The organism is Pantoea sp. ICBG 828, from assembly GCF_002928355.1.
In the GTDB taxonomy this organism is placed as follows: Bacteria; Pseudomonadota; Gammaproteobacteria; order Enterobacterales; family Enterobacteriaceae; genus Pantoea; species Pantoea dispersa.
Genome location: NZ_POWN01000004.1, coordinates 61,044 through 74,080, shown reverse-complemented (window position 1 = coordinate 74,080; position 13,037 = coordinate 61,044). Strand labels below are relative to the sequence as shown.

Annotated in this window: 15 protein-coding genes; 6 read left to right on the top strand and 9 right to left on the bottom strand. The window is 58.7% G+C overall.

From position 1 onward, the window contains the following. Window positions 1-65: 65 nt before the first annotated feature. A complete protein-coding gene (locus C1Y43_RS10870) occupies window positions 66-623 on the top strand; it encodes a YtfJ family protein (RefSeq protein ID WP_058759862.1) in 558 nt (185 codons plus the stop codon). A 31-nt stretch (window positions 624-654) separates the two neighbouring features. Here the strand turns inward: C1Y43_RS10870 and cysQ are convergent, their stop codons facing one another. Beyond that, window positions 655-1,401 (bottom strand): 3'(2'),5'-bisphosphate nucleotidase CysQ, encoded by a 747-nt coding sequence (cysQ, locus tag C1Y43_RS10865; RefSeq protein WP_021509744.1) that lies wholly within the window; start codon window positions 1,399-1,401, stop codon window positions 655-657. 280 nt (window positions 1,402-1,681) lie between these two features. Between cysQ and C1Y43_RS10860 the strand changes: the two genes are divergently transcribed. Further along, the gene (locus C1Y43_RS10860) at window positions 1,682-3,640 is read left to right on the top strand and encodes a bifunctional 2',3'-cyclic-nucleotide 2'-phosphodiesterase/3'-nucleotidase (protein ID WP_104188203.1); all 1,959 of its coding nucleotides are present in this window, start codon (window positions 1,682-1,684) and stop codon (window positions 3,638-3,640) included. A 35-nt stretch (window positions 3,641-3,675) separates the two neighbouring features. Here the strand turns inward: C1Y43_RS10860 and fklB are convergent, their stop codons facing one another. Continuing rightward, the gene (fklB, locus tag C1Y43_RS10855) at window positions 3,676-4,296 is read right to left on the bottom strand and encodes an FKBP-type peptidyl-prolyl cis-trans isomerase (protein ID WP_021509746.1); all 621 of its coding nucleotides are present in this window, start codon (window positions 4,294-4,296) and stop codon (window positions 3,676-3,678) included. Window positions 4,297-4,480: 184 nt separating this feature from the next. Between fklB and C1Y43_RS10850 the strand changes: the two genes are divergently transcribed. Beyond that, complete coding sequence (locus C1Y43_RS10850; RefSeq protein WP_150360361.1) at window positions 4,481-5,140, top strand: OapA family protein; 660 nt, start codon at window positions 4,481-4,483, stop codon at window positions 5,138-5,140. A gap of 55 nt (window positions 5,141-5,195) precedes the next feature. Here C1Y43_RS10850 and rplI read toward each other — a convergent pair whose 3' ends face one another. The 4 genes from rplI to rpsF are packed head-to-tail and all read right to left on the bottom strand — an operon-like array spanning window position 5,196 to window position 6,636. Further along, window positions 5,196-5,645, bottom strand: a complete 450-nt coding sequence (gene rplI, locus C1Y43_RS10845; protein ID WP_021509748.1) for a 50S ribosomal protein L9 — start codon at window positions 5,643-5,645, stop codon at window positions 5,196-5,198. 39 nt (window positions 5,646-5,684) lie between these two features. Further along, window positions 5,685-5,912, bottom strand: a complete 228-nt coding sequence (gene rpsR / locus C1Y43_RS10840; RefSeq protein ID WP_000135199.1) for a 30S ribosomal protein S18 — start codon at window positions 5,910-5,912, stop codon at window positions 5,685-5,687. A gap of 4 nt (window positions 5,913-5,916) precedes the next feature. After that, entirely contained in the window at window positions 5,917-6,234 is a 318-nt protein-coding gene (priB, locus tag C1Y43_RS10835) for a primosomal replication protein N (protein ID WP_031280155.1), read from the bottom strand. A 6-nt stretch (window positions 6,235-6,240) separates the two neighbouring features. Beyond that, window positions 6,241-6,636, bottom strand: coding sequence for a 30S ribosomal protein S6 (rpsF, locus tag C1Y43_RS10830; protein WP_021509750.1), 396 nt, complete (start codon window positions 6,634-6,636; stop codon window positions 6,241-6,243). A 386-nt stretch (window positions 6,637-7,022) separates the two neighbouring features. On the opposite strand from rpsF, the gene C1Y43_RS10825 reads away from it, so the two are divergent. Continuing rightward, window positions 7,023-7,229, top strand: a complete 207-nt coding sequence (locus tag C1Y43_RS10825) for a hypothetical protein (protein ID WP_021509751.1) — start codon at window positions 7,023-7,025, stop codon at window positions 7,227-7,229. A gap of 52 nt (window positions 7,230-7,281) precedes the next feature. On the opposite strand, the gene yjfP is transcribed toward C1Y43_RS10825, so the two are convergent. Next, a complete protein-coding gene (gene yjfP / locus C1Y43_RS10820; RefSeq protein ID WP_021509752.1) occupies window positions 7,282-8,031 on the bottom strand; it encodes an esterase in 750 nt (249 codons plus the stop codon). A 159-nt stretch (window positions 8,032-8,190) separates the two neighbouring features. On the opposite strand from yjfP, the gene C1Y43_RS10815 reads away from it, so the two are divergent. Next, window positions 8,191-10,122: a methyl-accepting chemotaxis protein gene (locus tag C1Y43_RS10815; RefSeq protein WP_031280156.1), complete on the top strand. Its 1,932-nt coding sequence runs from the start codon at window positions 8,191-8,193 to the stop codon at window positions 10,120-10,122. Window positions 10,123-10,177: 55 nt separating this feature from the next. Then, a complete protein-coding gene (gene bsmA, locus C1Y43_RS10810; RefSeq protein WP_021509754.1) occupies window positions 10,178-10,504 on the top strand; it encodes a biofilm peroxide resistance protein BsmA in 327 nt (108 codons plus the stop codon). On the opposite strand, the gene C1Y43_RS10805 is transcribed toward bsmA, so the two are convergent. Both C1Y43_RS10805 and rlmB read right to left on the bottom strand, forming a co-directional pair. After that, window positions 10,478-12,106, bottom strand: coding sequence for an isovaleryl-CoA dehydrogenase (locus C1Y43_RS10805; protein ID WP_021509755.1), 1,629 nt, complete (start codon window positions 12,104-12,106; stop codon window positions 10,478-10,480). The genes bsmA and C1Y43_RS10805 overlap by 27 nt on opposite strands. A 95-nt stretch (window positions 12,107-12,201) precedes the next feature. Further along, window positions 12,202-12,936, bottom strand: coding sequence for a 23S rRNA (guanosine(2251)-2'-O)-methyltransferase RlmB (rlmB, locus tag C1Y43_RS10800; protein ID WP_021509756.1), 735 nt, complete (start codon window positions 12,934-12,936; stop codon window positions 12,202-12,204). Window positions 12,937-13,037 lie beyond the last annotated feature (101 nt).

Genomic DNA, 13,037 nt, shown 5'->3' with positions numbered 1-13,037 from the left:
CGCATCATCCACGCCTAATATTGCAAAAACATGAATAACTGGTCGGATCACTAAGGAGCATTACCATGCGTTTGGCACATTCCGTGATAGCCCTGGCGCTGCTGCTGCCCAGCCTTGCCTCAGCCCACGCGTTTAAGGTTGGCGAGCGCGTACCGGCAGTCGGTGTTAACGACAAAGGAGAACTGCTGTATCAGCAGGAGAAGTTTCGCTACCAGCCCTGGAACAGCGCCCAGCTGAGTGGCAAAGTGCGGGTCATCCTGCATATTGCCGGACGCTCGTCAGCCAAAGAACAGAACGCCGCGCTGATTGAAGCCATCAAAGCCGCCCAGCTGCCGCACGACCGCTATCAAACCACCACGGTGGTTAATACCGATGATGCCATTCCCGGCACCGGGATGTTTGTGCGCAGCAGCATTGAGAGCAATAAACAGCAGTATCCGTGGTCACAGTTTATTGTCGACAGCAACGGCAACGCGCGCAAGGCGTGGCAGCTGGAGAAAGGCGGTTCGGCGATTGTGATTCTGGACAAGACCGGCCATGTGCGTTACGCCAAGGACGGTCCGCTGACGCAGGATGAAGTGCAGCAGGCGATGAAACTGATCCATCAGCTGCTGCAGGCGTGATCGCGCCACAGCGGGTGGCGCGCATAGCGTATCAGAACAGCGAGACGCGGAAGCCCGGATTCAGGAACGACTCGCGCGGGGCGTAGTCGAGGGTTTTGCCCTGCCAGTCATGTACGTGCGCGCCAGCGGCAATGGCTACCGCATGGCCGGCACCGGTATCCCAGATATTGGTCGGCCCGAAGCGCGGATAGAGCTGCGCCTTGCCCTCTGCCACCAGGCAGAACTTGAGCGAGGAGCCAATAGCGGTGGTCTGATGCTCGCCCAGCTGGGTCAGATACTCTTTCAGCTCTTCGTCTTTATCGGCGTGCGAACGGCTCACCACCACCAGCAGCGGTCGCGCTTCACGCACGTGGATCTGCGTGGTGTGGCCGCCCTCTTCTTTCCACGCTTTGCCTTCGGCCGCAGAATACATCACCCCCAGCGCCGGCGCGTACACCACGCCCAGCACCGGTTTGCCGTGCTCAATCAGCGCGATATTGACCGTGAACTCGCCGTTACGCTTGATGAACTCTTTGGTGCCGTCGAGCGGATCGACCAGCCAGTATTGCTGCCAGTGCTGACGCACATCCCAGCCGGGTGGATCCTCTTCCGACAGCACCGGCACGTCAGGCGTCAGGGCCGCTAAGCCCTGCACGATAACCTGATGTGCCGCCAGATCGGCCGCCGTGACCGGTGAATCATCCGATTTACGCGTCACGTCCAGCGGTTGTGCGCCATCGTAGACCTGCATAATGGCATCGCCCGCGCTGCGCGCCAGCTGGCAAATTTTATCTAACATTGTTCACCTCATTTCGGCTGATGCTGCCGCTGAACCCCGGCAGCCCGTCTCCAGATATTTTAGCAGGTGCGCTGTGACAGCCGCAGCTAAGCGTATTCGCTTTGATTATCAATATCATAGTTCGCTCGTGACGGCTATGGCGCAATGCTGAATGGCAGGCACTCCGTCAGCTTGCCCAGGAAAGAGGCAAAATCCAGAGCCTCATCACAAATTGAAATGATAATTCGTCATGGTTTTACATTATTTTGAGAGGCCCATTAAAGCGAACAAGGAGCAAGCCATGTTCAAAGCGAGCATGTCGTTACTGGCACTGTGCGTTGCAGCCGCCACGGTGCAGGCTGCCACGGTGGATTTACGCATTCTGGAAACCACCGATCTGCACAGCAACATGATGGATTTCGATTACTACAAAGACACGCCGACCGAAAAGTTTGGTCTGGTGCGCACCGCCACGCTCATCCAGCAGGCGCGCGGCGAAGTAGCAAACAGCGTGCTGGTGGATAACGGCGACATTATTCAGGGCAGCCCGCTGGGTGATTACATGGCGGCCAAAGGCCTGCAGCCGGGAGAAATCCATCCGGTGTATAAAGCCCTTAATACGCTGGATTATGCGGTAGGCAATCTGGGTAACCACGAATTTAACTACGGCCTGCCCTATCTGCAGCAGGCGATTGCCGGGGCACGTTTTCCCTACATCAATGCCAACGTTATCGATGAAACCAGTGGCAAGCCGCTGTTTACCCCCTATTTAATTAAAGAAACCACGGTAAAAGACCGCGACGGCAAGCCGCATACGCTGAAAATCGGCTATATCGGCTTCGTACCACCGCAGATTATGGTGTGGGATCGCAACAATCTGCAGGGTAAAGTGCGCGTTGATGACATCACCGAGACAGCGAAGCGCTATGTGCCGGAAATGCGCGCAAAAGGTGCTGAAATAATCATCGCTATTCCGCACTCCGGTCTGAGCAGTGAGCCGTACCATGCCATGGCGGAAAACTCGGTGTATTACCTCAGTCAGGTGCCAGGTATCAATGCCATCATGTTCGGCCATGCGCACGCGGTGTTTCCCGGCAAAGAGTTTGCGGAGATTAAAGGCGCGGATATCGCTCAGGGCACGCTTAACGGCGTACCGGCGGTAATGCCCGGCATGTGGGGCGATCATCTCGGCGTAGTTGACCTGGTGCTGAAAAATGACAGCGGCAACTGGCAGGTGACCCTGGGTAAAGCCGAAGCGCGGCCAGTTTACGATGCGGTGGCGAAAAAATCGCTGGCGGCGGAAGATGCCGATCTGGTGAAAGTGCTGGCCGACGATCATCGCGCTACGCGTGAGTTTGTGGCAAAACCGATCGGCAAGTCGGCGGATGTGATGTACAGCTATCTGTCGCTGGTGCAGGACGATCCCACCGTGCAGATCGTCAATAATGCGCAGCGTGCTTACGTCGAACGCTTCATTCAGGGTGATCCCGATCTGGGCCGCTTACCGGTGCTCTCGGCAGCGGCCCCGTTCAAGGCCGGCGGCCGTAAGAACGATCCGGCCAGCTATGTTGAAGTGGAAAAAGGCGATCTTACCTTCCGTAATGCCGCCGATCTCTATCTCTACCCGAATACGCTGGTGGTGATGAAAGTCAGCGGCGCGCAGGTGAAAGAGTGGCTGGAGTGCTCGGCAGCGCAGTTTAATCAGATCGACGTGCATCGTCGTCAGCCGCAGTCGCTGATCAACTGGGATTTCCGCACCTACAATTTTGATGTAATTGACGGCGTGCAGTATCAGATCGATGTAACGCAACCGGCGCGCTACGACGCCGAATGCCAGCTGATTAACCCGGCGGCATCACGTATTCAGGATCTGCGCTGGCAGGGCAAACCGATCGACCCCAAAGCGACCTTCCTCGTTGCCACCAATAATTACCGTGCCTGGGGCGGGAAATTTGCCGGTACCGGTGAGCAGTATGTTGCGTTTGCTTCGCCGGATGAGAACCGCTCGGTGGTGGCCGCCTACATCAGCAGCGAAACCCGCGCCCACGGCGCGGTGCAGCCACAGGCCGATCACAACTGGCGGCTGGCACCGATCGCCAGCGCAACGCCGCTGGATATTCGCTTTGAGACCGCGCCGGGCGCAAAAGCCACGCAGTTTATTGAGAAGTATGCTGATTATCCGATGAAAGCCGTCGGCAGTGATGAAACGGGCTTTGCCATCTGGCAGGTAGATCTACAGAAGCAGGCAGAGAAGAAGTAGTGACCGCGGGCGCCAGATATGGCGCCCGCTGTTTATTACAGGATTTCCAGCAGCTCGACTTCGAAAATCAGGGTGCTGAATGGCGGGATAGAGGCACCCGCGCCGCGCTCGCCGTAAGCGAGATTGTGCGGAATGGCCAGCTCCCACTTCGAACCAACCGGCATCAGGGTCAGCGCTTCAATCCAGCCGGCAATCACGCCGCTGACCGGGAATTCAGCCGGTTCGCCACGGGCAACGGAGCTATCAAACACGGTGCCGTCAATCAGCTTACCGGTGTAGTGCACGCGTACGCGATCCTGACGTGATGGGATCGGACCATCGCCCTGGGTGATGACGCTGAACTGCAGGCCGGATTCGGTGCTGCTCACACCTTCACGCTGTGCATTCTGCTCGAGGAACTGCTGACCTTCGGCCGCCATGGCTTCGACGCGCTCACGACGTACGCCTTCGGCACGCTCGTGGACTTCACGCAGCGCACGGTGTACCACGTCAACCGGAACTGCCGGTGAGTTCCCTTCCAGCGCGTCGCGCAGGCCCGCAAGCAGCGCTTCTGGCTGCAGACCCTGCAGTCCAGACTCTTGCAGCTGCTGACCAACCTGTAAACCGATACCGTAACTTGCTTGTGATTCGACGCTGTCAAATGAAGGGGTCGTCATCTTGTTTCCTTAATCCCGGAGAAAATAGAACCGGCAGCATAACAGCGCAGGCGGCTGGCGTAAAATCTCGCGCGCCGCGGATGACATTTCCCGGGGAAAGAGAAACAATATGCAGGTCAAATTTTTCAATGCTGGCAGGCACTTCGCGCCCGCTTTGCCCATACTATAGAACAAGAGAGCATCCATGGGCCAAATCGCCCCACGACGTCGCAGGACGCGCGCACCGCGTACCTTATTTTCCCGGTTGCAACGCTGGCTGCCTGACAGGCGCGTCACGACCGCCAGCGAGGAGGAGGAAAGAATGGCTTCTGAAACCCCGTCGCGTATACCCGCTGTGCTGCAGCGCATCTGGCATCTGCTGGATAACGTACGCTGGATGGATCCGCTGCCGCCGCTGCACCGACGCGGTATCGTTATTGCCCTGCTGGTGATGCTGCTGGCGTTTCTCTGGCCTGCCAGCACGCCGCAGTATCCGGTGGAACGTCCGGCAGAGAGCAGCGGCAAAGAGGTGCCGATGCAGGCGGAAATCTACGATAACAATGCGCAGCCGCCGCAGAATACGACGCCAAAGAGTGATGCCCAGGGCGAATGGCACAGCTATACCGTGGCCTCGGGCCAGACGCTGGCACAGCTGTTCCGTGACAACAATCTGCCGGTCAATGATGTGTTTGCCATGGCGCGGGTGGAAGGCGATGGGCAGCCGCTGAGCGCGCTGCAGAGTGGTCAGCAGGTGAAGATTCGTCAGAACGCGCAGGGCGTGGTGACCGGCTTAACGGTCGAGAGCAGTAACGGCCCGGTGCTGTTTACCCGCCAGCCGGACGGCAGCTTTATCCGCGCGCAGTAAGCGACAGAAACAAAAACGCCGGCACAAGGCCGGCGCTTTCAAACTAAGTAAAAAATTACTCAGCTACTACATTCACAACCAGTTTCGCGAATACTTCGCTGTGAACCTGGAAGTCAACTTCGTGCTCACCGGTGGTGCGCAGAACGCCGTTTGGCAGGCGAACTTCGCTCTTCGCCACTTCAACGCCAGCTGCAGTAACTGCATCAGCGATGTCGCGGGTACCGATGGAACCGAACAGTTTACCTTCGTCGCCTGCTTTAGACGCGAGAGTAACGGTGCCCAGTGCATTGATTTTCTCTGCACGTGCGTTAGCAGCAGCCAGAACGTCAGCCAGTTTGGCTTCCAGTTCAGCGCGGCGCGCTTCGAAGAACTCAACGTTTTTCTTTGTAGCAGGAACAGCTTTACCCTGTGGAACCAGGAAGTTACGAGCGTAGCCCGCTTTAACGTTAACCTGATCACCCAGGCTGCCCAGGTTTGCTACTTTATCAAGCAGAATAACTTGCATTACCTTATCCTCTTAAAGTCGTTAATGGACAGTTGCCGATTACTGATGACGATCAGTGTACGGCAGCAGAGACAGGTAACGCGCGCGCTTGATAGCACGAGCCAGCTGACGCTGGTATTTTGCACGAGTACCGGTGATACGGCTTGGAACAATCTTGCCGCTTTCAGTGATGTAGTTTTTCAGCGTTGCGATATCTTTATAATCGATCTCTTGAACGCCTTCCGCGGTGAAACGGCAGAACTTGCGACGACGGAAATAACGTGCCATTTGGCTAGTCTCCAGAATCTATCAATTCAATCTGCTCGGCATGTAACACAAGTTTGCTCTGGCCATTGCGTGCCTGATGGCAGCTAATAAAACCTTCGAGTGTGAGTTGCGTGCCGACCGTTATATGTTGAGTAATCGCCTGATGGGCGCTGCCGCTGATAATCACCGGCATCTGACACCAGGCTTGCCGGTGAAACCCGGCTTCCTCCTGCACAGAACGATGCTCAAGCACGAACTGGCAGTGAGGAATCCCTGACGGACTGACTTTTCGAACTGGCGTCTTGCACACGGTGCCAGACAGGCGCAGCCGATTGGCCGTCATCGTGGATTACTCTTCAGAATCCCCAGCATCTGAGTCTTCTGCCGATTCGTTAGCGAAGTCTTCGCGGCGCTCACGACGCTCGTCTTTCGCTTTAACCATCGGAGAAGCTTCAGTTACCGCGTGCTTAACGCGCATAACCATGCTGCGGATAACGGCGTCGTTGAAGCGGAAGTTAGTTTCCAGCTCGTCGATCACTTCCTGCGGTGCTTCTACGTTCAGCAGAACGTAGTGTGCTTTGTGCAGTTTGTTGATCGGGTAAGCCAGCTGACGGCGACCCCAGTCTTCCAGACGGTGGATCGTGCCCTGTGCACCAGTGATAGCACCAGTGTAACGCTCGATCATGCCCGGAACCTGCTCGCTCTGGTCAGGATGGACCATAAATACGATTTCGTAATGACGCATCGATAGCTCCTTACGGATTATTCAGCCTCCTGTCAGGGTCAGCTGCGGCCCACGGAAGCAAGGAACGTTATAGGTTGCGAATCACCCAAAAGATGAAACACACCTCTGAATGCAGCTGAAAAATTGACGCGTAATCATACTGACCTCGCCGGGGAAACTCAAGCGCACAATTCATCAAATTGTCGCTGCCGTGCCAGGCGGGGACACCTTTCGTGCTAAGGATTGAGATTCAGCAGGTTAGTCAGAGATTGTTCAAAATCCCTGAACGAGGCGTTCAGCATGACGATCTGGCGTCGTACTGGTGAAGAACTAAACTCTCTACAGGCGCAACGGTTTGGCTTAATCAGCGCGCCTGAGAGTGAAATCCCTGGAGTGAGGAGTCGATTATGAAAGCTGTCATTATCGCCACTTTACTGGGTCTCTTCCTGTCTACCCCCGCTCTTGCCAGCTCCGCTGACCAGGCGCTGCAGATGAGAAGTAACAGCAGCAAAGCGGCTTCAGGCTATGTCTACGTTAACCGGCTGGATGCGCCAGGCGGTAACCCGGTCAGCGCGAACACCAGCGCCGCCGACCGCTTGTCGTCACAACTGTAGTCCGGCCTGTTATCCCGGGCTGGCGTGCTCCGCGCCGCCAGCCCGTTCCGTTTTACAAATGATGTTTAAAGAAACTGACCAGCGCGGTGAGCGCTGGCGGCGTGATTTTGTGCCCGATCTGCTTTTCCGCCAGAAAGGTGAGCCGGCTGTCGAGCTGCGCCTCGCGCAACGCCTTCTCCAGCCGTACCGTTTCGGCAAACGGTACGACTTCATCCGCTTCACCGTGCCATAACAGCAGCGGCCGGTTAGCCAGCTGCGCCAGCTGCTGACAGGGATCGTAGGCTGCCAGCGGGGCCAGCCGCGCCTGTAACGCCGCTTTTTGCTCTGGCGTGTGCGCTACCAGCGGCGGGAACAGCGTCTGACTGAGCTGCATGAAGTAACCGGAGCCCATCAGGCAGGCAACGCTGTGCAGGTGTGGATAGCGCGCCATCGCGCCCAGCGCGGTCATCCCGCCCATTGAGGCGCCGGCAATGGCGAAACGCTCGTCCGCCACCCAATCGTTGTCGCGCAGCGCCGCTTCCAGCAGCGGCACTTCATCAATGTTCTGGCGCAAAATCTCCCAGAAGTGCGTCATGCGCGCGTCGGTATCGCCGTTGTAGCGTGCGCCGTGCATCTCTGCATCCGGCATCACCACACGGAAACCGGCCTGCGCCAGCGCCACGGCAAAGTAGCTGTACACTTCTTTCGACGAGGTAAATCCGTGATAAAACAGGATGGTGGGTAAGCGCGCCAGCCGCTGTCCGGCCGGTGCCGCGTGAATACACTCAATGCCCGCCAGGTTCTCCGTTGCCAACTCAATCATACCGTCTCCGTTGAGAATGATTATCACTGGTCTCAGTGTACGTGCTGCCGGCCAAAACGCGAGCCACATCACATTTATTTCGATTAATTTCTGCCCTAAACATTTGCCGCATTTTGCCGTTGATCCTGTACCCCTCCAGTTATTTATTAAAGGTACTTTATGAAGCGTCTCTCTCTCAGCGCCATGAGTCTCGGAATTAAGCTGTCTGTATTGACGTCTTTCAGTGTGGCAATCGTGCTGTTTGCCCTGACGTTAACGCTCAGCCATAACGCCGCGCGCCAGCTGGAGCAGTTAGCTGTCGACGATATGCAAAACCAGGTGCTCGGCATTAATGAAATGGCCACGATGTTTAACGCGACCTTATCGGAAGAAGTGGCGAACTATACCCGGCTGTTTCAGAGCTTTTTACCAAAGCGATTCAGCCGTGACGACAGCTCACGCATTCAGGTGGGATCGTTCAGCACGCCGACGCTGCGTGCCGGGCTGAAAACCCTCAACCTCGATCAGATCGCCGTGGACGATTTTCTCGATCGTACCGGTGCAGTCTCCACCATTTTTGTGCGCGACGGCGAGGATTACATTCGCATCGCGACCTCACTGAAGAAAGAGGATGGCAGCCGCGCGGTGGGCACCCAGCTTGACCGCAGCAGTGCAGCGTGGCGCAGCGTGAATAAGGGCGAAGTGTATCGCGGCCTGGCGACGCTGTTCGGCCATCGCTACATCACCCAATACCAGCCGGTGCAGGACGACAGCGGCGCAGTGATCGCCATTCTGTTTGTTGGCGTGCAGATTGATAAACAGTACGCGCTGATGCGGGAGAAAGTGCTGGCGCGACGTCTCGGCGACAGCGGCAGCTTCTTCGTGCTGAACGGCACACCGGGCAGCGCACAGGGCCAGTATCTGTTTGCCCGTCAGTCAGAAGGCAAGCTGCCGGACTGGGATCGCAGCGTACAGCAGCAGATCCTGACGCAGCCGCACGGCCTGCTGGAGATCGCGCATCAGGGCGAAACCCGCCTGCTGGCATGGCAGCAACTGCCGGGCTGGAACTGGATTATCGCCGGTGAAGTCAGCCGCGCCAGCCTGCTGGCACCGATCACCCACAGCCGCAATCTGTTCATACTGATTGGCCTGGCGCTGGTGCTCGCCTTTGCGATTGGCTTTGTGCTGTATAGCCGGCGCGCCATTACCCGGCCGCTGCAGCAGGTGATCCATCTGGCCGAGCAGTATGCGGCGGGTAATCTGCAGGCGCACCTCGACTCAGCGCGCCGCGACGAGATCGGCCAGCTGGTGAGCGCGATTAACGGCATTGGCGACGGCCTGGAGAAAGTGGTAGGCCAGGTACGCGCCGCCGCGCGTGAGATCAGCGACGGCACCGACACCATTGCGGCCAGCAGTTCCAGCATCAGCGAGCAGATTGGCCGCCAGGCGAGCAGCGTTGAAGAGACCTCGGCCAGCATGGAGCAGTTTGGCGCAACCGTGGCGCAAACCGCCGCTAACGTGCGTCAGGCGATGGCGCTGGTCGGTGAAGCCGCCAGCACCGTCAGCCAGGGCGGCAGCACCGTGGCGCGCTCGGTAGAGACCATGGCGGAGATTCGCATTGCCTCGCAGAGCATCGCCGACATTACCCACGTGATCGAGTCGATTGCCTTCCAGACCAATATTCTGGCGCTCAACGCTGCGGTTGAGGCGGCGCGCGCCGGTGAGCACGGCAAAGGCTTCGCGGTCGTCGCTGCGGAAGTGCGTGCGCTGGCGCAGCGCAGCGCCAATGCGGCGAAGGAGATTGACGGGCTGATTGCCAGTTCGATCGACAAAGTGGCCGCCGGCCATGCGCTCTCGGAACAAACGCGTGACGCCATGAGCCATATTGTCAGCCATATCGAACAGGTGAAAACCCTGATGGGGGAAATCAATATCGCCGCTCAGGAGCAGGCCGCGGGCATTGGTCAGGTCAATCTGGCGATGAACCACATCAGCCATGCGACCCATCAGAGCAGCGACATGATTAACCAGTCCGAGCACACGGCGCAGCACCTGAGTCAGAAAGGCCATCATCTGACCCAGTTGGTGAGTATTTTCCGCCTCAACGACTGATGAGCCGGGGCAGATGGCTTACACTTGAGTCATCTGCCTGTTTTCCGGAGCCACCATGCGTACGCTTATTCTGCTGCTGGGCCTGCTGCTGAGCGGCTGTGCTGCACTGCACACCACGCCACAACCCCCGCCAGCGCCCACCACTCAGGCGCAGGAGATCACCCGCGCGCAAAGCTATGGCCTGCCGAAGCTTGGCACCGTCAGCGCCCATTCACGCGGCTCGCCGGATGATGTGCAGCGTGCAATCGCTGCACGCGCCAATCAGAGCGGTGCGGTTTACTATCAGATCCTGATGGTCGATGAGACCACCATGCCTGGCTTCTGGTATGCCACCGCCATTCTGTACGGCGCGCCCTCAGGCGGCAGTAGCACGCTGCAGTAAGCGTGCGCTCAGATCATCACTCAGCGCCTGTGCCGGGCGCGATGAAAGATAACGCGCGCACCAGCTGTCCGCCAGCGGCGGTTCTGCCGCTTTCAGCAGCACCGCGGCACTCGCCAGCCGAATCAGCATATCGCTGACCTGCCGTCCCTGCTCTTCGCGCAGGTTGCCGAGTTGCAACCGCAGCTGACGCCAGCAGCGATCGAAGTGGCGATTGCTGCCCTTCACTGCATCAAACTCATCCTGCAGCATACTAAGCACCTCCGCATGCCGTCCCAGTACACGCAGCACATCCAGGCACATCACGTTACCCGAGCCCTCCCAGATGCTGTTCACCGGCATCTCGCGATACAGGCGCGGCAGTTCACTCTCTTCGCAGTAGCCAATGCCGCCCAGCACCTCCATGGCTTCAGCCACAAACGGCATACCGGCTTTGCAGATCACGAACTTGGCCGCCGGGGTGAACAGGCGTGCATACAGCCGTTCATGCGCGCTGGCTGGCGTTGACCAGGCGCGCGCCAGACGCAGCAGCAGTGCGGTTTGTCCCTCCAGCTGCAGTGCCTGCTGCGCCAGCACCGCGCGCATCAGCGGCTGATCGCTAAGGTTTTTGCCCATCACCTGGCGCTGACCGGCGTGATGCAGCGCTATCGCCAGCGCGCGTCGCATCTGGCCGTGGCTGCCGAGCGCACAGTCAAAGCGCGTCATACCGCCCATTTTCAGGATCAGCCGCACGCCATCGCCCTCCTCACCCATCAACCAGCCGAAGGCATCCTGAAACTCCACTTCGGCACTGGCATTGGCGCGGTTGCCCAGCTTGTCTTTCAGACGTTCAAGACGAATGGCGTTGCGCGTGCCGTCCGGCAGCAGGCGCGGCAGAAAGAAGCAGCTCAGCCCCGCGGCGGTCTGCGCCAGAATCAGGTGCGCGTCGCTTTGCGGCACCGAGAAAAACCACTTGTGGCCGGTGATGCGCCAGGGTTCGCCCGGCGCACGCGTGCCAGGCGGTTCGGCGCGTGTGGTGTTGCTCAACACATCGGTGCCGCCCTGCTTCTCCGTCATGCCCATGCCAATCAGCAGGCCGCGCTTCTGGCTGCCGGGCAGATGATGCGCATCATACCGATCGCTCAGCAGCCGATCGTGCCAGTCGGCGTAGGGAGCGGGCAGATGGGTTTGCAGCAGCGGGATCGCGGCGTGAGTCATGGTTACCGGGCAGAGTGAACCGGCTTCCACCTGCGCATGCAGAATGAAACGCGCCGCGCGTGCCACCATGGCGCTGCCCTGCACGTCAGGCTGCCAGCTCAGGTTATGTAACCGGCTGGCGCACACGCCCTGCATCAGCAGATGCCAGGCAGGATGAAAGCGCACCTCGTCGAGCCGCTCACCGCGCGCGTCGTAACGCAGCAGCTCCGGCGGCTGTGCATTGGCCAGGCGACCTAATTCCAGTGACTCCGCGCTGCCGAGCTGCAGGCCGACGGACGCCAGCCATTCGCGGTCCCAGCCGGCCCCTTCACGCACCACCGCCTCGCACAGCGCGCTGTCGCCGGTGAAGAGATTGCTGTTGCTGAGCGGAGATGGTTGATTGAATACGCTGTGAGTGGTCCAGGCCATGGCACTCTCCTCTCCTGTTGCCCGTACTGATGTGGCTATAAGTATGGAGAGGATGTGCAGTTATGCCTGGTACAGCTGAGGTTTTGCGGCGGCGATCACGCCTGGCGCTGACGCACCGCTTCGAACAGACAAACGCCGGTGGCCACCGAAACGTTGAGGGAAGAGACGCTGCCGGCCATCGGGATGCTGATCAGCTCATCGCAGTGTTCGCGCGTCAGGCGGCGCATGCCTTCTCCTTCCGCACCCATCACCAGCGCCATCGCGCCGGTCATTTTGCTCTGATACAGCGTGTGGTCTGCTTCACCGGCCGTGCCGACGATCCAGACGTTGTACTCCTGCAGCAGACGCATGGTGCGCGCCAGATTGGTGACGCGAATCAGCGGCACGTTTTCCGCCGCCCCGCTGGCGACTTTTTTCGCCGTGGCGTTAAGCGGTGCCGAACGGTCTTTCGGCACGATCACCGCATGCACACCAGCCGCATCGGCGCTGCGCAGGCAGGCGCCCAGGTTATGCGGATCGGTGACGCCATCCAGAATCAGCAGGAACGGCTGATCCAGTGAAGCCAGCAGATCCGGCAGATCGCCTTCCTGATAGTTTTTACCCGGCTTAACGCGCGCCACGATACCCTGGTGCACGCCGCCTTCGACCTGGCCGTCGAGCCACTGGCGGTTGGCCAGCTGAATCACAATTCCCTGAGCTTCCAGTGCGGCGATCAGCGGCTGCAGGCGGCGGTCATCGCGGCCTTTAAGGATAAAGACTTCCTGAAAACGCTGGGGATCACGCTCCAGCAGCGCCTGCACGGCGTGAATGCCAAAAATTATTTCACTCATTACTTTGCTCAAGGTTGGATGTATATCGTTGAATACAGAACATTAATCAGGCTGCGCGTTGGGGCGCAGCCTGCGAAACAGGGTTGAGCAAGGTGCGTCAG